The 24,047-nt window shown below is 69.9% G+C and carries 23 protein-coding genes; 13 read left to right on the top strand and 10 right to left on the bottom strand.

All coding sequences use genetic code 11. The features are described 5' to 3' along the window. Positions 1-75: 75 nt before the first annotated feature. From IW248_RS05170 to IW248_RS05180, 3 genes are all read right to left on the bottom strand, one after another. The gene (locus IW248_RS05170; RefSeq protein WP_307787755.1) at positions 76-483 is read right to left on the bottom strand and encodes a DUF2267 domain-containing protein; all 408 of its coding nucleotides are present in this window, start codon (positions 481-483) and stop codon (positions 76-78) included. A 73-nt stretch (positions 484-556) separates the two neighbouring features. Continuing rightward, positions 557-1,186: a TMEM175 family protein gene (locus IW248_RS05175; RefSeq protein WP_307787756.1), complete on the bottom strand. Its 630-nt coding sequence runs from the start codon at positions 1,184-1,186 to the stop codon at positions 557-559. 208 nt (positions 1,187-1,394) lie between these two features. After that, complete coding sequence (locus tag IW248_RS05180; protein ID WP_196925902.1) at positions 1,395-1,976, bottom strand: type 1 glutamine amidotransferase domain-containing protein; 582 nt, start codon at positions 1,974-1,976, stop codon at positions 1,395-1,397. Positions 1,977-2,210: 234 nt separating this feature from the next. On the opposite strand from IW248_RS05180, the gene IW248_RS05185 reads away from it, so the two are divergent. The 3 genes from IW248_RS05185 to IW248_RS05195 all read left to right on the top strand — a co-directional run bounded on the left by IW248_RS05185 (position 2,211) and on the right by IW248_RS05195 (position 4,870). Further along, entirely contained in the window at positions 2,211-3,053 is an 843-nt protein-coding gene (locus tag IW248_RS05185; protein WP_196925903.1) for an aldo/keto reductase, read from the top strand. A 297-nt stretch (positions 3,054-3,350) separates the two neighbouring features. Beyond that, positions 3,351-3,698, top strand: coding sequence for an SRPBCC family protein (locus IW248_RS05190; protein ID WP_196925904.1), 348 nt, complete (start codon positions 3,351-3,353; stop codon positions 3,696-3,698). Continuing rightward, on the top strand, positions 3,695-4,870 hold the full coding sequence (locus tag IW248_RS05195; protein ID WP_196925905.1) for a zinc-dependent alcohol dehydrogenase: 1,176 nt from the start codon (positions 3,695-3,697) through the stop codon (positions 4,868-4,870). Before IW248_RS05190 ends, IW248_RS05195 begins: the two co-directional genes overlap by 4 nt. Before the next feature lie 6 nt (positions 4,871-4,876). On the opposite strand, the gene IW248_RS05200 is transcribed toward IW248_RS05195, so the two are convergent. The 3 genes from IW248_RS05200 to IW248_RS05210 all read right to left on the bottom strand — a co-directional run bounded on the left by IW248_RS05200 (position 4,877) and on the right by IW248_RS05210 (position 7,675). After that, positions 4,877-5,989 carry a DUF2267 domain-containing protein gene (locus IW248_RS05200; protein ID WP_196925906.1) on the bottom strand — a complete coding sequence of 371 codons (1,113 nt, stop codon included), beginning with the start codon at positions 5,987-5,989 and terminating at the stop codon, positions 4,877-4,879. Positions 5,990-6,207: 218 nt separating this feature from the next. After that, positions 6,208-6,813 carry a lytic polysaccharide monooxygenase auxiliary activity family 9 protein gene (locus IW248_RS05205; protein ID WP_231396184.1) on the bottom strand — a complete coding sequence of 202 codons (606 nt, stop codon included), beginning with the start codon at positions 6,811-6,813 and terminating at the stop codon, positions 6,208-6,210. A 283-nt stretch (positions 6,814-7,096) separates the two neighbouring features. After that, complete coding sequence (locus IW248_RS05210; RefSeq protein ID WP_196925908.1) at positions 7,097-7,675, bottom strand: hypothetical protein; 579 nt, start codon at positions 7,673-7,675, stop codon at positions 7,097-7,099. Positions 7,676-8,145: 470 nt separating this feature from the next. On the opposite strand from IW248_RS05210, the gene IW248_RS05215 reads away from it, so the two are divergent. The 5 genes from IW248_RS05215 (at position 8,146) to IW248_RS05235 (ending at position 15,119) form a co-directional block, all read left to right on the top strand. After that, positions 8,146-8,691, top strand: a complete 546-nt coding sequence (locus tag IW248_RS05215) for a carboxymuconolactone decarboxylase family protein (RefSeq protein ID WP_196925909.1) — start codon at positions 8,146-8,148, stop codon at positions 8,689-8,691. 133 nt (positions 8,692-8,824) lie between these two features. Then, a complete protein-coding gene (lanKC, locus tag IW248_RS05220; RefSeq protein ID WP_196925910.1) occupies positions 8,825-11,422 on the top strand; it encodes a class III lanthionine synthetase LanKC in 2,598 nt (865 codons plus the stop codon). Positions 11,423-11,427: 5 nt separating this feature from the next. Next, positions 11,428-11,547, top strand: coding sequence for a SapB/AmfS family lanthipeptide (locus tag IW248_RS05225; protein ID WP_013734295.1), 120 nt, complete (start codon positions 11,428-11,430; stop codon positions 11,545-11,547). A 72-nt stretch (positions 11,548-11,619) separates the two neighbouring features. Continuing rightward, complete coding sequence (locus IW248_RS05230; RefSeq protein ID WP_196925911.1) at positions 11,620-13,347, top strand: ABC transporter ATP-binding protein; 1,728 nt, start codon at positions 11,620-11,622, stop codon at positions 13,345-13,347. Continuing rightward, positions 13,344-15,119, top strand: a complete 1,776-nt coding sequence (locus IW248_RS05235; RefSeq protein ID WP_196925912.1) for an ATP-binding cassette domain-containing protein — start codon at positions 13,344-13,346, stop codon at positions 15,117-15,119. Before IW248_RS05230 ends, IW248_RS05235 begins: the two co-directional genes overlap by 4 nt. 12 nt (positions 15,120-15,131) lie before the next feature. Here IW248_RS05235 and IW248_RS05240 read toward each other — a convergent pair whose 3' ends face one another. From IW248_RS05240 to IW248_RS05250, 3 genes are all read right to left on the bottom strand, one after another. Beyond that, positions 15,132-15,716, bottom strand: coding sequence for a response regulator transcription factor (locus IW248_RS05240; RefSeq protein WP_196925913.1), 585 nt, complete (start codon positions 15,714-15,716; stop codon positions 15,132-15,134). Between the two features lie 121 nt (positions 15,717-15,837). Continuing rightward, entirely contained in the window at positions 15,838-16,446 is a 609-nt protein-coding gene (locus IW248_RS33645; protein ID WP_196925914.1) for a response regulator transcription factor, read from the bottom strand. A gap of 197 nt (positions 16,447-16,643) precedes the next feature. Next, positions 16,644-17,822 carry a hypothetical protein gene (locus IW248_RS05250; RefSeq protein WP_196925915.1) on the bottom strand — a complete coding sequence of 393 codons (1,179 nt, stop codon included), beginning with the start codon at positions 17,820-17,822 and terminating at the stop codon, positions 16,644-16,646. Between the two features lie 145 nt (positions 17,823-17,967). On the opposite strand from IW248_RS05250, the gene IW248_RS05255 reads away from it, so the two are divergent. From IW248_RS05255 to IW248_RS05275, 5 genes are all read left to right on the top strand, one after another. Continuing rightward, on the top strand, positions 17,968-20,313 hold the full coding sequence (locus IW248_RS05255) for an EAL domain-containing protein (protein ID WP_231396185.1): 2,346 nt from the start codon (positions 17,968-17,970) through the stop codon (positions 20,311-20,313). After that, positions 20,310-20,648 (top strand): hypothetical protein, encoded by a 339-nt coding sequence (locus IW248_RS05260; protein ID WP_196925916.1) that lies wholly within the window; start codon positions 20,310-20,312, stop codon positions 20,646-20,648. Before IW248_RS05255 ends, IW248_RS05260 begins: the two co-directional genes overlap by 4 nt. Before the next feature lie 70 nt (positions 20,649-20,718). After that, positions 20,719-21,108, top strand: a complete 390-nt coding sequence (locus IW248_RS05265) for a GntR family transcriptional regulator (RefSeq protein WP_196925917.1) — start codon at positions 20,719-20,721, stop codon at positions 21,106-21,108. Further along, entirely contained in the window at positions 21,105-21,986 is an 882-nt protein-coding gene (locus IW248_RS05270) for an ABC transporter ATP-binding protein (protein ID WP_196925918.1), read from the top strand. The genes IW248_RS05265 and IW248_RS05270 overlap by 4 nt, the downstream gene beginning before the upstream one ends. Further along, complete coding sequence (locus tag IW248_RS05275) at positions 21,983-22,999, top strand: ABC-2 membrane transporter-related protein (protein WP_196925919.1); 1,017 nt, start codon at positions 21,983-21,985, stop codon at positions 22,997-22,999. Before IW248_RS05270 ends, IW248_RS05275 begins: the two co-directional genes overlap by 4 nt. A 67-nt stretch (positions 23,000-23,066) precedes the next feature. On the opposite strand, the gene IW248_RS05280 is transcribed toward IW248_RS05275, so the two are convergent. After that, on the bottom strand, positions 23,067-24,044 hold the full coding sequence (locus tag IW248_RS05280) for a phosphotransferase family protein (protein ID WP_196925920.1): 978 nt from the start codon (positions 24,042-24,044) through the stop codon (positions 23,067-23,069). Positions 24,045-24,047: the final 3 nt, after the last annotated feature.

Consider the following 24,047-nt stretch of genomic DNA (forward strand, 5'->3'; position numbering starts at 1 on the left):
ACCGCACTCCTCGGGCCTCGCCTGGCCCATCCTGGTGATCAGCCTGAGCGCCACCGCGGCGACTGTTGGTGTGGCCTAGGTGCCGATCCGGCGGGGCTGGAGCTGTCCGGACCCGGGCCCGGTCAACTGCCAGAACTCCTGCGGCAACTGGTCGACAAAGTCCCCGTACTCCTTCGCGCTGGCAGCCTCACGCAGGGTATCCAGCACGGCCCGCGCTCCGTCGGTGGCCGTCTGGCGATCCACCCCTGCCCGGGACTGCACTCGTTCGAGGAATTCGGTGTACCCGAACCGTTCCGGATCTTCGGTGGGCCTGGATACCAAGCTCCGTAGCTCCTCGGGGAGCTGGGAGGCAAGGTCCCTTGCCTGGCCACCAGTGATCCGTTCTGCCATGGTCTCGAGCGTGGCGCGGGTGATCGGTTCCGCTTGCCCCGGCGGAACCTTGGGTCGCGCTGCCACAGACTGAATGAACTCGCTGTAGTTCACCTCGGGTCCCCTCTCGAACCGGATTGCGGCGGGTACCCGCCCCGACCGGGGTGAAACGGCGGTTCGCCCGCCCTCACGGTGGCGGGGGACGGCGGTGGGTGATCCGTCGGGTCACCCGCAGCTGGTACAGGCCGGCGCTGGTGATCGCGTAGAAGATGGGCAGGAGAACGAAAATGACCAGGCCGATCAAGGGGGCCACCAGGTAGCCGACTATCCCCGCGAGGATGTAAAGGGCGACTCCGGCGATGGCCCGGACCCGCTCCACGGCAAAGAAGTCGTCCTTGGCCTGGTCCTTCAGCAGATCGGGGTTCCGGGCCAGGTAATGGTAAAACGCCAGCCACGTCACGCACAGCAACGCGCCGATCGCTGCGTAGAAGGCGATGGCCACACGCTGGTCCGTGTTGTTGTGTTCCTGCAGCGCGTGCGAGACGACGCTTGTCGGAAACGGCAGCAGCGCCGTGCTGAACAGCACGAACAGGTTCATCCAGTGCAGGCCGCGATCGACCTGCTGAATGCGGTTGAACGCCGCCTTGTGGTTGAGCCAGACGACGGCCACATAGGAGTAGGACGCGAGATACGCGACGTACGAGGGCCACTGGTTGAGTAGGCCAGACAGAATGCGGCCGGGAGGAACGTCCGGCACCCGGAGGTCCAGGACCAGCAACGTGATGATGATGGCGAAGATGGCGTCGCTGAACGCCACGGCGCGGCTGGTGTCCGACCGGGTGCCCAACTCTGCGTCTGGCGGGCTCACCGACTGCGCCTACCCAGGGTCGTGCGTGGCAAACAGCCGAGCACCCCGGTTGCGATTGCTTGACGCCCTGCGGACCGTCGCCTCAGGACAGAAGTGGGAGAGCCGCCGACACGGGCTCAGGACCGGCCTGATGCTCCCGGCCCTGAGCCCCCAGCGGTCAGGCCGTCGCCATCTGGCGGACGTCCTCGCCCTGGGCGAACACCTCGACCATCTTCGCGCAGAAGGCCGGAAGGTCGCTGGGACTGCGGCTGGTGACAAGGCCGTTGTCGACCTGCACCTGTTGGTCCACCCAGTTCCCGCCGGCGTTGCGGATGTCGGTGCGCAGACTGGGGAACGACGTGAGGGTCCGGCCATTGACCATGCCGGTCTCGACGAGAGACCACGGGCCGTGGCAGATCGCCGCCACCGGCTTCTGTTGCTGGAAGAACGCCCGCACGAAGTCCATCGCCTGCGGGTTCATCCGGAGCCGGTCGGGGTTGACCGTCCCGCCCGGCAGCAACAGGGCGTCGTAGTCGGCCGCGTCGACGTCGTTCACGGTCCGGTCGACTCGATAGTGATTGGCAGGGTTGATGTCCTGGTTCATCGACTGGATCTCGCCGGATTGCAACGAGATCAGGTGGACCTCAGCGCCCGCCTGCTCCGCGGCGGCTCGGGACTGCGTGTATTCCACGTCCTCCACTCCGTCGGCGGCGAGGCAAGCGACTCGCTTGCCGGTCAGTGGCTGCTGGCTCTGCGCCATTTCTGTGGCCTCCCCTTCGTGGCGCCGCCAAGTTGGCGGCGCGTCGCTAGATCGCGGTCGCCTTCCCGGTGGGGGAACCGGGAAACTGGGCAGCGCAGCCCGACCGAGGGCGGACAATCCGGGAAACCGCCGGCTGCACACCGACTGCCTGCGGGGAGAGAGCCGCGCTACGCGCGTGTGCAGCCCAGCGCGGCGGGTAACCCAGACCACCTACCGTTAACCGGAGAGGTCGACATGACCCTGCCTGCCGACGCCATCGAGCTACCGTCCGGCCAGACCATGCCCCTACTCGGTCAGGGCACCTGGTATCTCGGCGAGCGCCCCGCGCGGCGACGAGACGAGATGACCGCCCTGCGCACGGGGCTCGACCTGGGCATGACGATGATCGACACTGCCGAGATGTACGGTGACGGCGCCTCCGAGGAACTCGTCGGCGAGGCGATCGTCGGACGACGCGCCGACGTCTTTCTTGTCGACAAGGTGCTGCCGTCCAACGCCAGCCGACGGGGAACCGTAGAGGCTTGCCGCCGCAGCCTGCAACGACTCGGCGTCGACCACATCGACCTCTACCTGCTGCACTGGCGCGGCACGCATCCACTCGCGGAGACGATCGAGGCGTTCGCCGAACTCATCGACGCCGGTGACATCGGACAGTGGGGCGTGAGCAACTTCGATCTTGGGGACATGACTGACCTTCTTGAGGCCGGCGGAAGCGCCTGCGCGACCAATCAGATCCTGTACAACCTCACCCGCCGCGGTCCCGAGTACGACCTCCTACCGTGGCTACGTGAACACCGGATCCCGGTGATGGCGTACTCGCCGATCGAGCAGGGTCGACTGCTCGGCCACCCCCAGGTCGCGGAGGCCGCCGCCCGGCACGAGGCCACGCCCGCTCAGGTCGCGCTGGCCTGGCTGCTACGGCAGCAGATGGTCGCGGCCATCCCCCGATCGTCCAAGCCAGAACACACCCGGGAGAACGCCGAAGCGCGCGACGTGCAGCTGACCGAGGAGGACGTGGCGGCACTCGACACGGCGTTCCCGCCACCGACCGGCCCGCAACCGCTGGAAATGCTGTAGGGCCTGCGACAGTTTCGGCGGGAGCCACCCGACCAGCGGAAGCTCACTCACTGCCAGAATCGCCCCGGCGCCGTCGCCCTTTATGAAAGGGTTTGCACAGAAGGTTGCCAATTATCGACGGCACCCACACGAGCAGATGACGCGACAGGGGCGGACATGAGGTGGCTGATCGGGGGAGCGGTCGTGGTTGCCGGCGGGATGGTCGCGCGGCGCCTGCTCGGCAAGACTGACCAGGGTGACGGCCACTGGCAACGGGGCCAGACGACTCGGCGCCGGCCGCGGTGGCACGTGGCGACGGTGAACCGACCAGCCGACGCCGTCGCTCCCGGCGGACAGCTCCCCGAGCCGCTGGCGGGCCTTGGCGACGCCGTCGAGGTCCAGCTCCGGCCCGCCCCCGGCGATCGGGGGACAGAGATCGCGGTACGGCTGCGCGATGGTTCCCGACTGCCTGTTGCCGCCGCTGCTCGACGAGCCACCGGCCGAGATCCGGAGCAAGCGATCCGGGCTGCCCTGCGAGAGTCGAAGCAGCTCATCGAGACCGCCGAGGTCCTCCACCCCGACTATCCACCCACCACTGAGCCGACTCCGATGAACAAACCACTGCGGATGGCCACCCAAGAGGGCCGGCGGGAGGGACGACTGTGAAGGCGCTGGTCTGGGAGGGAGCCAACGAGCTCGCGGTGCGGCAGGTTCCGGACCCGCAACTCCGCAACGAACAGGACATCATTGTCCGCGTCCGTCGGACGGTGACCTGTGGTTCGGACCTGCACCTGCTCGGCGGGTACATCCCGTTCATGGAACGTGGCGATGTCCTCGGGCACGAGTTCCTTGGCGACGTCGTCGAGGTCGGTCCGCAGGTACGCAACCACAAGGTAGGCGACCGGGTCGTCGTCTGTTCGTTCGTCTCCTGCGGCAAGTGCTGGTACTGCCAGCAAAAACAGTTCTCGCTGTGCGACAACGGAAACACGAACCCGATGATCACCGAGAACGTCTGGGGCGCGGCGCCCGGCGGCTGCTACGGCTACTCTCACGCACTCGGCGGCTTCGCCGGCAGCCACGCCGAATACATCCGCGTTCCCTACGCCGACCAGGGCGCCTTCACCGTCCCGGACGAGGTGAGCGACGAACGCGCCCTGTTCGCCTCCGACGCCGCGCCGACCGGCTGGATGGGCGCCGACCTCGCCGGGGTCAAACCGGGCGATGTCGTGGCGGTCTGGGGCGCTGGTGGGGTAGGGCAGATGGCGGCCCGCGCCGCCGTGCTGCTCGGTGCCGATCGGGTGATCGTGATCGACCGACTCGACAACCGGCTCCAGATGGCCCAGACGCATCTCGGCGTCGAGACGCTGAACTACGAACAGCAGGACGTCAGCGGCGAGTTGCTGGAACGTAGTGGCGGTCGAGGCCCGGACGTGTGCATCGAGGCGGTCGGCATGGAATCGCACAGCAGCGGTCCGCAATTCCTGTACGACCAGGTCAAGCAGCAGCTTCGCATCGAGTCCGACCGTCCGATCGCTGCCCGGGAGGCGATCTACAACTGCCGCAAGGGCGGCAGTGTGTTCATCTTGGGCGTGTTCGCCGGCCTGGTGGACAAGTTCCCGCTCGGAGCAGTGATGAACAAGGGGCTGACTCTGCGCGGCGCACAGCAGCACGGACAGCGCTACATTCCCATGCTGCTGGAGCGGATGGCCCGCGGCGAGTTGGTCACCGAACATCTCGCGACGCACACCATGTCACTGGACGAAGCGCCGCGCGGCTACGAGATGTTCAAGCAGAAAATCGACGGCTGCGTTCGGGCGGTCTTCCAGCCCACCAGCTGACCACGGTCACCGCGCGTTCTTCTCGTCCCGCCAGCCGCCGGGTTCGGGATGGTAGCCGTAGGCGGCAGCCCGGACGGTCTCCTCGTTCTCCAGCCCGGAGCCGATCGCGCCGCCCACGGTGGCCAGCGAGCTGGTGATCCAGGCGAGCGTCAGATAGTCGGTGAAGCTGACCGGTCGCTGCAGGGTCTGTTCAAGCACCGATGTGTCGATCAGCAGTGCTCCGACGAGCACCGTTCCCACGAACAGCACCACGTAGGACACCGCCGTGGCCAGCGTGAGGGTGAGGACCGTACCCAGGTTGAACAGCCGAGCCAGCTCAGCCGGCGTGTCATGGTCTGGTTCCTCCCATAGGTCATGCGCGACGATCAACCAGGCCACCAACGCGGTCAGCCCGAGCAGCATGATCACGGCGAGCCGGAGTCCGCCGAGCGCATCGCCCATCTGCCAGATGGTGTCCGTGGTGAGCGCGAACGCGGCCGTGCCGAACGCACCGACCAGCAGCTTGGACAGACCCAGCAGGGCGCGCCCCGGGCGGTTGGCTCGGACCATGCCGGTCAACAGCCGTACCCGGCCGATCAGCCCCGAGGCGACGTAGCGCCGCTCACCGGGGTCGGCCTCGCCGACCTCTCGCTGGACGGCGGGCATCCGGCTTGCCATCTCGGCTGATGCCCGCTCGATCGGCGGCACCCGCTGGTCGGAAGCGTCGGTCAGCAGTCGGCTCACCAGATCCGGCACGGCCGCACGGGCTGCTCGCAGCTGGTGCAGTCCCAATGCGGGCAGCGACACCATCGCGACTTGGCGCCGGGCGGAGGTCTGCGCGACCAACGGCACCCGCTCGGCGTGCAGGGGCAGGTCGGTCAGGCAGATCGCGATGTCCCACTTGTCGCTCATGCGCCGTCGAGCGACATCGTCGAGCAGCGCCTCAACGCCGCCGTCGCGGCGCGGCGCCACCTCACCCCAGCCTTCCCGAACGGTCCACCGCACATCCGCGCTCACCTGCTCAGCGAGCCGGCCGGCCAGCTCGGTGGTGAGCCGCGCGGCCACCCGGGCGGGGTGGTCCGGTGGGGTCGCCACGAGTCCGACGACGATCTCCGGGAGGTGCTGCCCACTGTGCGACACCGGTGCTCCTCTAGCCGGGCTCGATGCGTCCGTCGTGCTTCCTCGTGACGAATCCGCTCACTGCTGAGCCATGGCCTTGCTGGTGTCCACATCCTCGCAGACCGATCCGACCCTCAAGGCCGGTTTGTGCCGCGGGCCGAGTGCTACCGGAAGAACACTCCGGCCCAGGACGCGAACGCCCTGAGCCGAAGTAGTGCTGCAGCTGTCAGTCCTGCCGATCAGGTGACGTTGATGTCGCTGCACCACATGTAGGTCTGGTCCAGGTGCGACGCCCTCCAGAGCACGAACAGGATGTGGTTTCCGCTGCGGGACGGGAGCGAGACGTTGAACGAGATGTTCTGCGCCGGCGCGTAGCGCCCGGTCGTCGTGATCAGGTCGAGGTTCCCCCACCCGAGCTTCTGGGTGGCTGGGTTGAACCCCTGCTTGGTCACGTAGACCTGGAAGTAGTCAGCGCCGTGGCTGGCCTGGTCGTACAGCTGGACCGTGAGGTTGCGGCTGACGGTGGTGGTCTTCCACGCCCCGGGCTGGTTCACGCTGTCGTTCCTGGACAGGGCGTTGCTGCACAGTTGACCGTCCGGGGTGCGAGCCTGGTACTGGCCGCCGAGGCCGTCCCGCAGCTGGCTCATCCAGTTCCACATGGTGTCGGGGTTGGCCTGGAAGGCCCGCCAACACATGGGGTCCTGCTGCTGCATGGCTGGGTTCATGTGCTGGTTGCCCCAGGCCTTCCAGCACTGGTAGGCGCGACTCATCGGGTTGATGATCGTGCCGTGCGCCTGGGCTGCCCCGGTGAAGGGCAGCATGCCGGCCACGATGGCGAACACCATGACGAACGCTTGCAGGGACCGACGGACGGGTGATCGGGATCGTCCGCCGGATCGATCGGACTTGAGTGAACGCACTGTTCATCCTCCGCTCTTCGAGACTACAGATCAGTTTGGGAACGCTCCCAAACCAACTGTTGCATCTATCAGCTTAAATATCAACGTTTATCGATCTATGCTATCTATGGTCGGATGTGGATCGAGCTGACCGGGGTGTCCGCAGCCGCCCGGTTCGGATCCGGGTATGGGTACGGGTAACGACCACACCACCGGCCGCCGGGCATGGTCAGAGGCCGGCTGCGGCGTCGTACCGGCGGCGCTGGTCGGCCATCTCCGACTGGGTCAGCGCCTCCTTGAGCGCCAGTTCCGCGTACTTGGGCGGGAGCATCTGCCGCACCCGGTCGGTGAACATGACCTCCTCGGTCGCCTCGACCACCTGGATGCCCGGAGGCTCGGTGGACATGTCCATGATCACGGGACCGGCCAGTTTGACCGCCACGTCCCAGGGGCGCTTCTGTTCGGCGACCCCGCAGAGGTGGAAGCCGTAGACCGTCTGCACGTCGGCGAGCACGGTGGCCTCGCTCGGCTCGTAGCCGTAGACCTGGACCCCGCAGATCACTGCCGGCTTCTCCGTGGTGGCCGCCTGCTGCGCACCGTGTCCGGCGTGGTTGTGCTGCCCCGGGTCCGCCTGTTCGAGGGTGGTGCGCATCCGGGCCGTAATCTGCGTTCGCAGGTCCTCCGGCTTCGCCTCCGGGTCGGCCCGATTGACCAGTACGAGCGCGCCGGCCGACACCACCAGGAGGATCACCGCCACCCACACGAAACGGTTTCGGTGCCACCCCGCGAGACTCTCTCGGGAAATCATTATTGCTTCTCACCTCGTCGCCGGTTCTGGTGCTGGCAGGCCGAATCGGACGCCCCGGCGGGTCAGGCGTCGAGCGCGTCAGCCGTTGGGGGACACGTGCCGGGGATCACCGACGGCGGGCGAGGATGACTGCCCGGCAAGGCACCCGTCGTCGTAGAGATGGCCCGGCGATCCGGCAGGCGAGCGTCCGCCAAGGCGGCGCGCTGCCGGCGCTGCGATGCTCCCGTGCTGGCCGTTCCCAGCGCGGTTGCCCCCGCGCTGCGGCGATATCAGCCATTCCAACACGTCTGGGCCGGCTCTGGCAACATCGACGCGTATCAGCGTGGATTTGACCCGGCCACCCGCGCCTTCGTCGCGCACCAGTGCTCATCGCCGCACCGTCGCCGGTCTTCCCCGAGTGGATCCGCAGCGAGCGCAACCGGGATCGGATATGGTCCGTGGCACCCGATTTGCCGCTTCTAAGGGGAAACATGAGTCGCTTGCCAGGTGTGAACCCGGCCGAGGCCCCGGCGCCGGTCCGCGAGGCGCTGCAGGCCGCGCTTCCCCTGAGCTTCTTCCGCGTCATGGCCCACGCCGAGACGGCGTTTCCGGACTGGATGCGCTGGGGCGGCACGCTGCTCAAGGACCTGGCCCTCGACCCACTGCTGCGGGAAATCGCGATCCTGCGAGTCGCCCAGTTGAGCGACATCAAATATGAGTGGGTTCAGCACGAGCCCATCGCCCGCTCCGTCGGCGCCACGGACGAGATGATCCACGCGCTCGGGCGTAACGAGATCGGGGACGACTGTTTCACGTCAGACCAGCGGATCGTCCTGCGTTTCACCACCGATGTCGTCCGCGACGTCCGCCCGCCCGACGACACCACCGCCGCACTGACCGGGCTGCTCCCCCCGCGCGAGGTGGTCGAACTCCTGATGGTGATCGGGCAGTACATGATGATCGCCCGGGTCGCCGCGGTAGCGGACCTGGACGTCGACGAGCCCATGGGCGCCGGCGTCTACGGTGCGCGACCCTGACTAATGTCATGAGTACCTGTGCGCCCCGCATCGAAGGTCGTGACTAAGCGCACTGGAGCCCGCCGCGTCCTGTGGATGAGACTCGATTCGACGCCGGAACAAGAGCCGGCCGAGTTCGAGGGGCGGCGGGACGGTGGACGAACGTTACGACAGCTACTGCGCCGCGGACCGGCTGTTCTACGACTCGCTCGGCAGCGCCGTCGCGCAGCCCGTCTTCCCGGCCGCCGAGCGGCCGATGCCGACCGGCTGGCGTCGCGAGCCGCTCGACGACTGGCTGATCTACGCGCCCGACGGCGGCTCACTGCCCCAGCAGGGCTGGAAGATTCATGTGTCGGCGGGTCTGGAGAACGCCGAGCGGGTGCTGGACGCGGTCTGGAACTACTGCGTCCCCCGCGGCCTGTCCTTCAAGTTTCTGCGCGGGCCGCGTACGCTGCTGCTCCGTAACTCCAAGTACGCCACCCGGGCCGCCAGCGGCAAGTTCATCACTGTCTATCCCCGCGACGACGCGGAGCTGGAGCTGGCCTGCAAGGAACTCGACGAACTGCTCACCGGCGAGCCCGGGCCGTACATCCTCAGTGATCTCCGCTACGGCGGCGGCCCGATCTACGTGCGCTACGGCGGCTTCGCCGCCCGCTACTGCCACTCGCCCGACGGCCAGGTGGTGCCGGCGATCGAGGACGACTCCGGCACGCTGGTGCCGGACCGCCGTGAGCCCGTCTTCCACGTACCGTCCTGGGTCACAGTGCCCGACTTCCTCGGCCCGCACCTGGCCGCCCGAAGCGACACCAGCACCGACCAGGTGCCGTACCGGATCGAGCGGGTCATCCACTTTTCGAACGGCGGCGGGCTGTACGTGGGCAGAGACCTGCGCACCGACACCGCTGTGGTGCTGAAGGAGGCCCGACCGCACGCCGGCCTGGACGCCGACGGCACCGACGCCGTCGCCCGGCTGGCCCGCGAGGCGCAGGCCCTGCGGCAACTCGCCGACCTGCCGCAGGTGCCTCGGGTGCACGACGAGTTCGCACTCGGCGAACACCGGTTCCTCGCGCTCGAGTTCATCGAGGGCCGACCGCTGAACAAGGTGCTGGTCGACAGGTACCCGCTGATCGACGCCGACGCGACGGACGGCGACCGGGCGGCGTACGCCAGGTGGGCCCGTCAGATCTACGAGCAGGTCGAATCCGTCGTGGCGGCGATCCACGAGCGCGGTCTGGTCTACGGGGACCTGCACCTGTTCAACATCATGATCCGGCCGGACGACCGGGTCGCCCTTGTCGACTTCGAGGTGGCCGCCCCGATCGCCGGGCACCGCCGACCCGGGCTGCGCAACCAGGGCTTCGCGGCACCGAGGGACCGGACCGGCCCGGCGGTCGACAGGTACGCCCTGGCGTGCCTGCGATTGGCGCTGTTCCTGCCACTGACCCAGCTGGTCCGACTCGCCCCGGCGAAGGTGACTCACCTCGCCGACATCATCGCCGCGAACTTCCCGGTGCCGAGGTCCTTCCTCGATCCGGCGGTCGAGGAGATCACCGGTGCCCCGCGGGTCACCGTCGACCCAGCAGAGGCTCCTGGCGCGGATGACTGGCGCACCATGCGGGAGCGGCTGACGACGGCGATCGTGGCCAGCGCCACCCCGGAACGCGACGACCGGCTGTTCCCCGGCGACATCGAGCAGTTCCGCAGCGGCGGCCTCAACCTCGCCCACGGGGCGGCGGGAGTGCTGTACGCGCTCGACAAGAGCGATGCCGGGCGGTGGCCCGAGCACGAAGACTGGCTGGTGCGGCGTGCGACAACGCCCCCGTCCGGCACCCGCTGCGGCTTCTACGACGGGCTGCACGGTGTCGCCTACGCGCTCGAGCACCTCGGACGCCGGCAGGATGCGCTGGACGTTCTCGACATCTGCCTGCGCGAACCCCTGGACGGGCTCGACCACAGCCTGGCGAGCGGACTGTCCGGGATCGCGCTCAACCTGGCCGAGATGGCCGCGCGTACCGGGGAGGCATCGTTGCGCGACGCCGCGTGGCGGGCCGCCGAGCAGGTGATCGGCCAGTTGGCCGACGACCCGGGCCCGGACATCAGCGGCGGACGCAATCCGTACGCCGGGTTGCTGCGCGGCCGGACCGGACCGGCGCTGATGCTGTTGCGCCTCTACGAGCTCGGCGGCGACGACGAGCTGTTGGAGCACGCCGCCACGGCGTTGCGTCAGGACCTGCGCCGGTGTGTGGTGCGCCCGGACGGCGCCCTGGAGGTCAATGAGGGCTGGCGCACCATGCCCTACCTGGCGCACGGCAGTGTGGGTATCGGCCTGGTCCTCGACCAGTACCTGCGTCACCGGGCCGACGACCGGTTCGCCGAGGCGAGCGCGGGGGTTCGCCGAGCGGCCCGCTCACCGTTCTACGCCCAGTCCGGGCTCTTCGCCGGCCGGGCCGGCATCATCGCCTACCTCGCCGCCTCGACCGACGACGCCGACCGCCGCGAACTCCGCGCCCAACTGGATCGGCTGGCCTGGCACGCGCTGCCGTACCGGGACGGGACCGCATTCCCCGGCGAGCAGCTGCTGCGGCTCTCCATGGACTTCGGCACCGGCACCGCCGGCGTGCTGTACGCGCTGGCCAGCGCGCAGCACGACCAGCCGCCGGCGCTGCCCTTTCTCGCGCCCCTGCCGGGCGCGACCAGACTCCCTCGCGACAGCGGGGGCGACCCGATCGGCGAACGGATGGAAGGGAGGTGAACGACATGGCACTTCTGGACCTCCAGGGCCTGGAGATGGCTCCGGCCGACCGCACCGGTGGCGGTAGCCGGGCGAGCCTGCTGCTCTGCGGCGACAGCTCGCTCTCCGTCACGACCTGCAACTGATCCACGCACACGTGGGGCCCTGGGTGGGTAGACGTGCCCACCCAGGGCAACCGCGTACCAACGGGAGGACCGATGCCGACGTTCGCCGTGGGGGACAGGCTGCTGCGGCAGACGGTCCTGGCGGGCGGCGGCTGGACCGCCGCACTCGCGGCGGTCGCGCTGCTCGGCGCGGCCGCTGAACTGTTGCTACCCGCGGCCCTCGGCCGCGCCGTCGACGCCGCCCTCGCCGGCGGCTCCGGCTGGTGGGCGGTGTCCGCCTGCGCGCTGGTCGTCGTCCTCATCGGCGTCGACACCCTGACGGATTTGGCCAGCGGCTTCGGTGCGGCGCGCGCCACCGCCGGGCTGCGTCGGCGCCTACTGCGTCACCTGTTCGCCTTGGACGTCCGCGCCACCCGCCGGCACCCGGTGGGTGATCTCGTCGGCCGGATGGTCGGCCAGGCCGCCGACGCCGGCCAGGCCGGCAACGCAGTGGTCCTGGCCATCGTGGCGGTGCTTCCGCCGCTCGGCAGCGTCGTCGCGCTCGCCATCATCGAACCGGTCCTCGGGATGACCCTGCTCGCCGGTCTCGGCCTGCTCGCCGTCCTCATGCGCGCCTTCGTGGCCGACGCCTCGACCGCGACCGCCGGGTACCAACGGGTGCTCGGCACCATCGCCGGCCGGCTGCTGGAGTCGCTGACCGGAGCCCGGACCATCGCCGCCGCCGGCACCACCCAGCGCGAGGAGGACCGGGTGCTGGCGGCCCTGCCGGAGCTGGACCGGCACGGTCGGCGCGCCTGGGAACTGCTGGCCCGGGCGAGTGCGCGCACCTCGGCCGTGGCGCCACTGCTGAACCTGAGCGTCATCGCGGTCGGCGGGTACGCCCTGACCACGGGCTGGCTCACGCCGGGCGAACTGGTCGCCGCGGTCCGGTACGCGGCCATGGGCGCCGGGCTCGGTGCAGTGCTCGCCACCCTGAACCACCTGGTCCGCAGCCGCGCGGGAGCACACCGGGTCGCCGAGTTGCTGACCCAGCCCGCCACGCCGGCCGGCGATCGGCCCCTTCCACCCGGCGGCGGCGCCCTGCGACTGCGCGGGGTGTGCGTACACGCCGACGACGGCCGGCCCATCCTGGACGGCGTCGACCTGGACGTGCCGGCCGGCGCCACAGTGGCCATCGTCGGAGCGTCCGGCGCCGGCAAGTCGACCCTGGCTGCCGTGGCGGGTCGGCTGTACGACCCCGACGGCGGTGAGGTGCGACTCGACGGCGTGCCGCTGCGGGACCTCGACGCGGCGGTGCTGCGCCGAGCCGTCGGCTACGCCTTCGACCAGCCGGTGCTGATCGGCGCGACAGTCCACGACGCGATCGGCTTGGCGCTGCCGGTCGACGCGGCGGCGCCGCCGGCCGATCGGAGCCCGGCCACGCCGGCGGTCCTCCGGGCGAGCCGGATGGCGGCGGTCGCCGACGTGATCGATCGTCTGCCCGGCGGCTACCGCACCCCGCTGGTGGACACACCGCTGTCCGGGGGCGAGACCCAACGCCTCGGCCTGGCCCGCGCGTTCGCCGCCGAGCGGCTGCTCATCCTGGACGACGCGACGTCCAGCCTCGACACCGCTACCGAACACCGGATCACCGAGGCGGTGGTCGGGCGGGCCGGGGAGCGTACCCGCCTGGTGGTCACCCACCGGACCGCGGCGGCCGCGGCGGCCGACCTCGTCGCCTGGCTGGACGGCGGTCGACTGCGCGGCCTGGCGCCGCACCGGCAACTCTGGGCCGACCCGGACTACCGTGCCGTCTTCCAGCCGGCCGGCGGTGGGTCGTGAGCCGACCCGGCGTACGCCTGGTGACCTGGCGGGCGCTGCGGGCCCGCCGGCGAGAGCTCGCCGCGCTCGGGGGCTGGTCGCTTGTCGAGTCGCTGCCCGCGCTGCTCTCCGGTTACCTGGTCGCCCGCGCCGTCGACGAGGGTTTCCTGGCCGGACGTCCTGTCAACGGCCTGGCCTGGTTGGGGGTCCTCGCCGTGGCCGTGCTGCTCGGCGCGGCGGCCACCGGTCGGACGTACCGGAGCCTCGGCGCCGTGGTCGAGCCGTTCCGCGACGAGGTGGCCGCTCAGGTGGTCCGGGGTGCGCTGCGCGACGCCACCCGGGCGGGCGGCCGCCCGGACAGCGCCGCCGTGACCCGGCTGACCCACCAGATGGAGATCGTCCGCGACACCTTCGCCGGTCTGCTGATGGTGACTCGCGGGTTCCTCTTCTCCGCCGGCGCGGCCCTGCTCGGCCTGCTCGCCCTGGCACCGGTGGTGGCGGCGCTGGCCGCCGCGCCGCTGGTCGCCGGCCTGGTCGTGTTTCTCGCCGCGCTGCCGGCGATGGTCACGCACCAGCGCGCGTACGTCCGTGCCGGTGAGCGGCTCGGCCAGTCCGCGGCGGCCGCGCTGGCCGGTCACCGCGACGTGCTGGCCTGCGGGGCCCAGACACGCGTGACGACCGACGTGGCCCGCTGGGTGTCGGCGCAGGCCACCGCCGAACGCATGCTCGCGCGGATGGCGGCGATCCGCAGCCTCAGCCTCGGCATCGGCGGCTGGCTGCCACTGCTGGTGCTGATGGTGACCGCCCCGTGGCTGGTCGAGCGTGGTCTCACCGCCGGCGCGGTGCTGGGCGCGCTGATCTACGTCTCCACTGGGCTGCAACCCGCCCTGCACACCCTGGTGCAGGGCCTCGGCGGCGGCGGGCTCCGCTACGCGGTCACCCTGGAGAACATCCTGCGCACCTATCCGGTGTCCGACGACAAGCGCCCGTCGGCCCCCGCCGCCCGGTCACCCCACTGCCGGCCGCCCACCGGTCCTGCCGGCTGCTCGCCAGCCGTCGAGGTCCGGGGACTGACCTTCGGCTACGGCCCGCGCGCCCGGCCCATCCTGCAGAACTTCTCGCTGACACTGGCCGACCGGGACCATCTCGCCGTGGTCGGCCCGAGCGGTGCGGGCAAGTCCACACTGGCCGCCCTGCTGGCCGGTCTGGTGCCGCCGCAGGCAGGCACGGTCCACCTGGCCGGCGCGACGGTCGCCGCGGTCGAACCGGCCGAACTCGCCCGGATGCGAGTGCTGGTGCCCCAGGAGGCGTACGTCTTCACCGGAAGTCTCGCCGACAACCTCCGCTACCTCCGGCCGGACGCTGACGATCACACGCTGGAGGTCGCCCTCGACGCGCTCGGCGCGCGTCCCCTGGCTACCCGCCTGGGCGGCCTGGGCGCGTCGGTCGCGCCGGCCCTGCTCTCCGCCGGCGAGCGGCAGCTCATCGCGGCGGTCCGGGCCTGGCTGGCACCCGCCCCGCTGGTGGTCCTCGACGAGGCGACCTGTCACCTGGACCCCGCGCTGGAAGCGACGGTCGAAGCCGCCTTCGCCCGGCGGCCCGGCAGCCTCGTGGTGATCGCACACCGGATCAGTTCCGCGCTACGCGCCGATCGGGTGCTGGTCCTCGACGGCGACGAACCCGTGGTGGGGACGCACGAACAGCTGTTGATCCGCTCGGCCACCTACCGGGTGCTCGTCGGCTGCTGGGACGAGTCCGTGCCGCCGCACGTGGCGTCGGCGCGGCAGGGCTGAACCCGGCGTCGGTCAGATCCAGCCCGCCTCGCCTGCCATCCGCACGGCCTCCACCCGGGTACGCGCGCCCACCTTGCGCGCGATGCGACCGAGATGGTTGCGGACGGTGCCACGGGTGAGCCCGAGCGACACCGCCACCTCCGCCACCGGCGCCCCCGCGGCCGTCAGCCGCAACACCTCCGTCTCGCGGCTGGTCAGTGGGCCGTCCGAGCGCAGCGCCGCGACGACGAGATCCGCGTCGAGCACGGGCTCCCGGCGGGCGAGCCGGCGGATCCCGTCGATGACCCGCTGGGGGCCGGCGTCGCTGCGCAGGATGCCGACCGCCCTGGTCGGGCAGAGTAGGCCGCGCAGCCGCCGGGCCCGATGCGGGTGGGCCAGCACCAGGACGGGGCACAGGCCGAGGCGGCCGGGATCGACTCCCTCGACGAAATCGAGGTCGGCCACCATCACGTCGGGGCGCTGGGCGCGAACGGCCGCGGAGACCGCGTCGCCGCGATCCACCTCCGCCACGACACGGATGTCATCCTCGGCGGCGAGGACGAACGACAGCGCGCCCAACACCAGGGCACCGTCCAGGGCGAGCAGGGTACGGATCACGATGAACCTTCCCGCACTCCGATAGCGATCACTCAACGTCAACATTCAAACACGCATCCTGCGGGTCCGCACGGTGACGAGGGGCGGGTCCGGACATCTCCGACCGGACCCGCCCCAACGACTACAGCCAGCCGTTACGCCGCGCGCGCGACACCGCCTCCAACCGGTTGCGAGCCCCGGTCTTGCGCAGAATCACCGACAGGTGATTGCGCACCGTCCCGTGTGCCAGGTAGAGGCGGACGGCGATCTCCTTCAGCGGCAGACCCTCGGCCGCCATCCGCAGCACGTCCATCTCCCGAGGCGTCAACGGCATCTCCGGGGGACTCAGCACCGCGACCGCCGCAGCCGGGTCGATCGCTCGCTCCCCGGCCGCGAGCGCGCGGATCGCCCGCACCAACTCGGCCAGCGAGCTGTCCTTCCCGACCAGACCGCGCGCACCGGCCGCCAGCGCCGCCTCCACCAGCGCCGGACTCCACCGAGGGCTCATCGCCAGCACGGCGGCGTGCGGCGCCTCGACGTCGATGCGGGCGACCACCTCGACCGGGTCGGGCAGCTCCGGTGTCAGCGCCAGCACCACCACCTGCGGTCGGCACCGCCGGACCACAGTCAACAGCTCGCCGACACCCTCGACGTCGGCGACCACCTCCATGTCCTCCTCGCGTGACAGCGCGGCGCAGAGCGCCCCGCGGAGCAAACCCATGTCCTCGGCGATGACAACGTGGATCACCACGTTTTCTCCGATCTCCGGTACGCGTCACGACGGCCACCGATCCCGGAACGTCCACGGGTTGGTCCGGGCGGTCGTGCGCTACAGACGGGTGGGCATCGGCCCGCGGCACCGCCACGGCGGACGGGCGCGGGCACTGATCGACCGACCAGCGGGTGGAGCGGGCCGCGCGGGCCAGCCACCGGGTCGGTCGACCCGCCTCAGCCGGGGCGGGCGATCGCAGACGGAGTTCGGCTCTCGACCAGAAGCGGCACGAGATCGCAGGGCTGCCCGGCACCGAAATGCGCCTGCCGGTCGAGCGGCCGGAGCAGCCCCGACCCGGGCGTCGATCCGTTATCGACGCCAGCGGCATCCTGGTCGGCGGGCGTGACGGGCTGACCAGGGAACACAGCCCCCGCGTCCAGCGGTCCCGGGTGTGCGGCGAGGCGCCCCGTCGGGGCCGTGGCACGCGCGGGGCCGACGACGGACAGCGGCGGTGGCGCGGCCGGGGTCTGCGGCACTGCGGCGCGTACGGGGGCCAGTGCCGGTTCCGCAGGTGATGTCGGAACTGTCGGTGGAGGAGTCGGGTCGGTCACCGGCCCGGCCGCCGGCCCGAGCACTGGGGGCACGGGCAGTGGAGGTGTCGCCGCCGGAACGGTCACCGGGCCGAGAACGGGTGGCAGAACGGCATCGGCGACACGGAGGAGCGCCACGAGGACGGGCCGAATCGGCACTGTGCTCACGATGTCGACGACGTACGGCAGTGGGGCGGTGATCAGGCCCATCACGGTTGAACCGGCCGGCGCGTGCAGCGCGGGCGGATTGGGGGCGGCGGTGGCTGGCTTTCGCGGTGGATCAGTGGCCGGCCGCGACAGGTCGACACGGTGTGCCGAACGATGAGCCGCGCGAGCTACGGAAGCCGGCCGAAGCCCTTCGCGCTCTGCCGCACCGGCTGGAACGGACGCGTCGGCCCGGGGCAGCGGTGGGTTGACGGGCGACGACGCAGCGGTCAACCGTCGAGGCTCCGTCGAGGGTGCCCTCTCGCGGGGGGCGACGACGCCACCGATGGGCTCCGCCAGCGGGGCACGGAGCTTGTCGCGGCGGCGGTCGCCGGCACCCGCGGCTCTTTGGCGGTCGTGGCTGGGGCGGTCGGCAACCGTGAGCCGTGCGACCGGCTCGATCAGGCCGCCGATCTCGCGATGAAGCGCCGCATCGGACCCGCCGCGCACGCCGTCGGCGGCGGCCGGCCCCTGAAACAGGGCGGCCACGACGAAACCGGCCCCGACGGCGGCCGCGATCAGCACCAGCCGCCGGGCGAGCCCGCGCAGCCGGCCGGCCACAAATGGCGCGGATCGGCCCGGCGCGGACGTCGGCACGGTTTCGATGGCGGGACTTCGCACGCGGGTACGACCCCTTCCCTCTGGATAGCTGACCCATAGTAGCGATGCGCTCACGTAGTCGCATCCTGTGCTGTGTGCGCTCGGCAGCAGCGTGCGGTCAGGTGTTCTGCCCAGAGAGGCTGAAACATCGGCTTTCGGGTGACTCTTGGGGCGGTTCCGGATCGGTCCGGGCTGGCGCCGTGACAACAATCTGACTGATTGCTCAGGGCGGCCTGTACCCCGAGTTGCCGATAGTGTCACTCGCGGCATCGAGCTGAACTCACGCTGTCACCACAGCGATCGCCTTGGGGGGTCGATGGCATCGAGTAGACGTTGGGCAGTCCTGATCGGAGTCGACCAGTGCGGCCGCGACGTTCAACTGCCACCGCTTCGGTACGCCGAGAGTGACGCTCTCGCCCTGCGGGACGTGTTGTTGGACCAGGACATCGGCACCTTCGACGACGGTGCGGTGCAGATGTTCGTCGGTCCCGACGCCACCTGGCGCGAGATCAAACTGTTCCTGCGTGACGTGGCTCTGCGCTCCGCGCCGTCGGATGTTCTGTTCGTCTACTTCGCCGGCCATACGCTTGTCCCACAATGGAGCGACCAGCTCGACGCCTATCTGGTCACGGCTGACCTTGATCCGGGGATGCTCGCTCGCGAACCCGACAACGGGTTGCGGATGTCCTTCCTCAAGCGGGACATCTTCGACGCCTTCGCGGGTGCCTCGTTCCTGGTGCTCGACTGCTGCCACGCGGGTGTCTACGCCGATGCCGACCGGCGCAACATCAAGGTTCTGCAGTCCTACGCGGAGGCGGTGGACCGACCCCGGCACAACGCGTTGCTCGCCTGTCCCAGCGAATCGGTGACCCGGGAGAGCGCCGAGTATGAGCACGGAACACTGACCCACCATGTCTTGCGGGCGCTGCGGGGCGGGGCGGGCGACGAGGCGGGGCGGGTGTCGTTCGCGCAGATGGCGACGTTCGTCGCCGAGCAGGGCATGGATCTGCCGCCGGTACACACGGCGCACGTCTACGGGGCCACCACCGTGCTGACCCAACCGCCCATGTCCCGCCACGACCGCCAAGCGCTCAGCAGCCCGGCGAACCCGGGCATCTCGCGTCCCTGCCTCAACCCACTCGAGGACCAGACAAGTTCGATCCGGCAGCTGCTGGATCGGATCTTCCGGGCGGACGTCCGTTCACCCCACCAGTCTCAGCAGAGCGAACCCGACGGGCGCGTCGAACTCATTCGGCAGGCGCTCGATGCGGAATCGGCCGCAGTCGTCGAGTTCACGGGGAGCAGCTTCGGTGTGGTGAACCGAACGGCACGCTTCGACAAGGACAGCCTGTCGCCGATGCTGGAGACCGCGGCCGTCGACAGGGTGAAGCATCCGCGGGCTACACCAGGCTTTGTCGTCTCGCACGGGGTCGGTCGTCGGATGCTCTGCGTACCTCTCTCGTTCGCCAGCGACCGCACTCTCACCCTTGCCGTGGTCGACCCGGCACTTGCCCAGCTGGACATGGGTGAACCACTGGCCGTCATGCTCCGCGCGGTCTGGGAGTCCGATCCGGTGGCCGATCCGCTGCAGTCGGAGATGACCGTCCTGACCGCTCTGCGTACCTCCTTCGGTCGACTACCGCTCAAGCTGTACGACGACGCCTTCGGCCTCTACCAACAGCTGGTCGGGTCGATGATCATGGTGTTTCAGCCGGTAGTTGAACTGGACCAACGCGCGACAGGTGTCAGCGTGCAGAGTTTCGAGGCCCTGGCCCGCCGCAACGACCGCGAGCTGCGCGCTCCCTGGTCGGCGCTGCGCATGGCTCACGACTGGGGCGACCGTTTCGTCGTCGAACGTGATGCGATCCTCCTGGCCAAGGCGATCCACTCCTACGCCGAGGCCGACGCCGCGTCGGGATGGCAGGGAACCAAGCCGTTGTCGGTCAACGTGGCGGTCCGCTCACTGCTCAGCGACGCGTACCTCAACCAGGTGAGCAAAGCGCTCACTGAGGCGGGGTTGCATCCCCGAACCTTGACATTGGAGATCTCCGAGCAGGATCCGATCACACCGGAGCCGGGCGAGCGGTGGCCGCAGGAGCCCCTGGTCTACTTCCACAACCGGCTGACCACGCTCGCGCGAGAGCTTCGGATCAGCTTCGCGGTCGACGACTTCGGAGTTGGCTACGCATCGCTGGCGCGGATGGCCGAGCTCCCACTCACCCAGATCAAGGTCGACCGCGCGATCCTGCACCACCCCATGGCGTTGGAGGAACTCGCGCTCGTGGCGCGTGTCGCTCGCTATGCCAGCGACCAGGGACAGACCGGGCAGCCGAGGACGGTCATTGTCGAGGGCTTCGATGATGACGCTCCAGTCAGTCTGTACGAGATCTTCCGTTTGGGGATCCATCACGTGCAGGGCTACTTCAGCGGTGCGGTCGCCTCGACCACGCTCCACGAGCTGGATCCAGCCGTGCAGGAACGGATCGCATCACTCGTGAGAGGGGAGACGTGACGAGCGTCAAGCTCCTGCTACCGGCCGAGGTGATCGAGGAACTCGATCTGCCCTACGAGGGGGTTCGCGACAGCGGTGCGATCACCGTGGCGATCGAGGGGATCGCCGTGTTGGCGAATCTGGCCACCCTGGCCACGCTGCAGCCACAGGCGGAGGCACTGGTCGCCGCAATCCGTAACTGGCGCCTGCGCAACCATCAGAAGCCGGCGGTGTTGACGGTCGAGGGGGCGACCATCAGCCTGCGGATCGAGCTGCCGCCCAACGTCAGCCGAGCGGCCCTGCTTCGGCAACTTGAACCACTGCTCGATGAGGAGAGATCCCATGGCGCGAGGTGACGTCATTCTGTAGCGCGCGGACCACCCGCGGCCCTATTGTGCTAGGTAACTAGTGGAATGGGGTGGCGAGGTGATCGAGTTTCACCTGGACTCACGGTCCGGGGTTGCGCCGTACATGCAGCTCATCCGACAGGTACGGCACGCACTCCGGCTCGGGGTCCTGAACGAAGGCGACAAGCTGCCCACCGTCAAGGAGGTGGTGGCCCGGGTCGCCATCAACCCGAACACGGTGTCCAAGGCATACCGCGAACTGGAGTACGAGGGTCTGGTCACGGCACGGCCGGGACTGGGCACGTTCGTCACCCGCACGCTGGGCGGCGACTCGCTGAGCAAGCACGAGCCGCTGCGGCAGGACCTGGCGCGCTGGCTGACCGAGGCTCGGGAGGCGGGCCTGGACGACGAGAGCATCGAGGCGCTCTTCCTCAGCAGCTTTCGGGCTTTTTCGGAGGCCCGAGCATGACTAGCGCCCTGATCGCGGACGGTCTGACCAAACGGTACGGGCGGCGTTCCGCACTGAAGGACTGCACTCTGGACATCCCGGCCGGCCACGTCGTGGGCCTGGTCGGGCCGAACGGCGCCGGCAAGTCCACGTTGCTGCAACTGGCCTGTGGGCTGCTCGATCCGACCGCGGGGCGGATCGAGGTGCTCGGCGCGCGGCCGGTCAGCGGGTCGCCGCAGGTCGGGTTCGTCGCGCAGGACACCCCGGTCTACGCCGGCCTGACCGTCGCGGACCACCTGCGGATGGGCGCGCACCTCAACCCGTCCTGGGACGGTGCGCTCGCCGAGCGGCGGATCGCCCAGGTCGGCCTGGACCCGGCACAGAAGGCGGGCAAGCTCTCCGGCGGCCAGCGCGCCCAGCTGGCCCTGACCGTCGCCGCGGCGAAGCGGCCCAATCTGCTGCTGCTCGACGAGCCGGTGGCGGCACTCGACCCGCTCGCCCGGCGCAATTTCCTGCAGGGGCTGATGGAGTTGACGGCCGAGCAGGGCATGAGTGTCGTGATGTCCTCGCACCTGGTGGCCGACCTGGAGCGGGTCTGCGACCACCTGATCGTGCTGGTCGCCTCGCGGGTGCGGGTGGCCGGTGACGTGGACGATCTGCTGGCCACCCACCACCGCCTGGTCGGGCAGCGGCGCGACACCGCCGACCTGGGCGCCGGGCGGGCCTTGGTCGAGCAGAGCCACACCGACGTGCAGTCGACCCTGGTGGTGCGCAGCACCGCGCCGATCGTCGACCCGTCCTGGCAGGTCGACCGGCTGGACCTGGAGGACATTGTGCTGGCGTACATGAGCGGAGCCACCGGCGACGGGCCGGAACGGGTTCTGGAGGGACAGCGATGATCTGGATGACCTGGCGGCAGTTCCGCACCCCGACCCTGGCCACCGGTGGCCTGCTGCTGGTGGTCCTGGGTGGTCTGGCGCTGACCTGGGCGGAGGTGACCGAGCTGGCCACGCAGACCGGATACACCGGCTGCCAGGGCGATGCCTGCCTCGCCGCCGGCGAAGCGTTCCTCCAAGCGCTGCAACCAAAATGGGCGAACGAGTTCCACATCGCCGCCATCGCGGCCCTGTACCTGCTGCCCGCCCTGGTGGGCATCTTCTGGGGCGCGCCGCTGGTGGCCCGGGAGCTCGAGTCCGGCACGTACCGCATGGTCTTCAGCCAGTCCGTCAGCCGTGTCCGCTGGCTGCTGGTCAAGCTGGCGGTCGGCGCTGGGGCCGCAGCGCTCGGCGCCGGCCTGCTCAGCCTGATGCTCACCAGATGGGCGCAATCGATCGACGGGGCCTCGGCGGACCGGATGAACCCGCTGGTGTTCGCGGCCCGGGGGATCGTCCCGATTGGCTACGCGACGCTGGCCTTCGTGGTGGGTGTCTTCACCGGGCTGGTGCTGCGGCGGACCCTCGCCGCGATGGCGGTGACCCTGCTGGTGGTGGTCGGCCTCCAGATCGCCGCGCCGTTCGTGGTGCGCCCCTGGCTGGCTCAGCCGGTCACCACCGTCACCCCTCTGACGTTCGACGGCGACTTCGGGATCTCGATGAACCCCGACACCGGGCACATGACGGTCCACGTCGAGCCCGAGCGCAGGGGTGACTGGGTCGTGTCGAGCACCACGATCACCTCGACCGGAGCGGAGTTCAGTGGTCCGGCCGATATGACCCAGTGCGGTCCGCGGGCGTCCGGTGGGCGCGAGGCGTGCCAGAGATGGCTGGGGCAGCAGAACCTCAGCCTGAAGGTGAGCTACGTGTCCGGCTCGAAGTTCTGGGGCCTGCAGTGGCGGGAGTTCGGCGTGCTGTTCGCAGTGGCCGTCGTGCTGTCCCTGCTCTCCCTCTGGTGGGTCCGCCGCCGACTGGTCTGATGGCACAGCCGGTGGGGGCGGGCAGAGCGCCTGCCCCCACCGGCAGGACGACGGGCCGCGGCAGGCGTCAGATTGCGGCGAGTGCCTTGCTGATGTTCCACTCGGCCAGGTCGAGCATCCATCGTCGATTCGGGAAGTCGGTGTCCGCGATGCGCAGCGGACCCTCGATCAGCGACAGCACCTGCGCGTACCGGTAGAGCTCCAACCGGTTCGGGTCCAGATCGACCGGACGCAGCGCCGGATACGCCTCGCCGAAGCGCATCTGCAACCAGGCGTGCTCCCATTCGACGTCGAAGTACGTCAAGCCCTCGATGTCGATCATTACCGGCTCGCCGGACGGCGCGACGAGCACGTGATCCGGTCCAAGCTCACCGTGCACCAGTGCGTACTCCTGGCGTGGCGCCACCCGGTCACGGAGATGATGAAGGTGGGCGGCGATCCGGTGATGCGCATAAGCCAGGCGCGGGGCGCGGGCCGCTGCTGCGTCAAGGTGGCCGAGCGCCCGGTCCATGATGATGTCCTCGGTGCGTCGAGTCTGGGACGCCTCACCCTGGGCTACCGCCGCGAGCTTGCCATAGTTCGGGCCGAAGGTGGTGTGCATGCGGCGCAGGGCGTCGCCGAGCGCCGACAGTGGCGCGGCGGACGCGGCGGGATCGCGTTCCATCAGCGCCTCCAGCCGTAGCGCGCCGGCGTCTTCCAGCAGCGCGATGTCGGCGTCGAGGTAGCGACCGTCGCGGTCGAGCATGAGCAGACGCGGTACGCGCACACCGGCGGCGGTGAGCGCCGCGTGGTTGGCCGCGAACAGTTCCGCGCCCGACGCGTCAGTGAACGGGTCGTCCGGGACCGTCGGCGACGGCGGCCAGTAATTTTCGCCTGCCGCCCATACATACAGAATCACGGGCTTCTGGCCGTCGAGCCCAAGCCGGTAGACGCCCTTTTTGCTGCCGCCGGTGAGCCGGTGCAGGCCGATGAGTCGGCTGTTGGAGCCGAACTGCTCCGCCACCAGGTCGTGCAACTCATCCGACTGCAGGAACGTCCGCGTCACGGG

Origin of the sequence: Micromonospora ureilytica, assembly GCF_015751765.1 — a bacterium.
Taxonomy (GTDB): Bacteria; Actinomycetota; Actinomycetes; order Mycobacteriales; family Micromonosporaceae; genus Micromonospora; species Micromonospora ureilytica.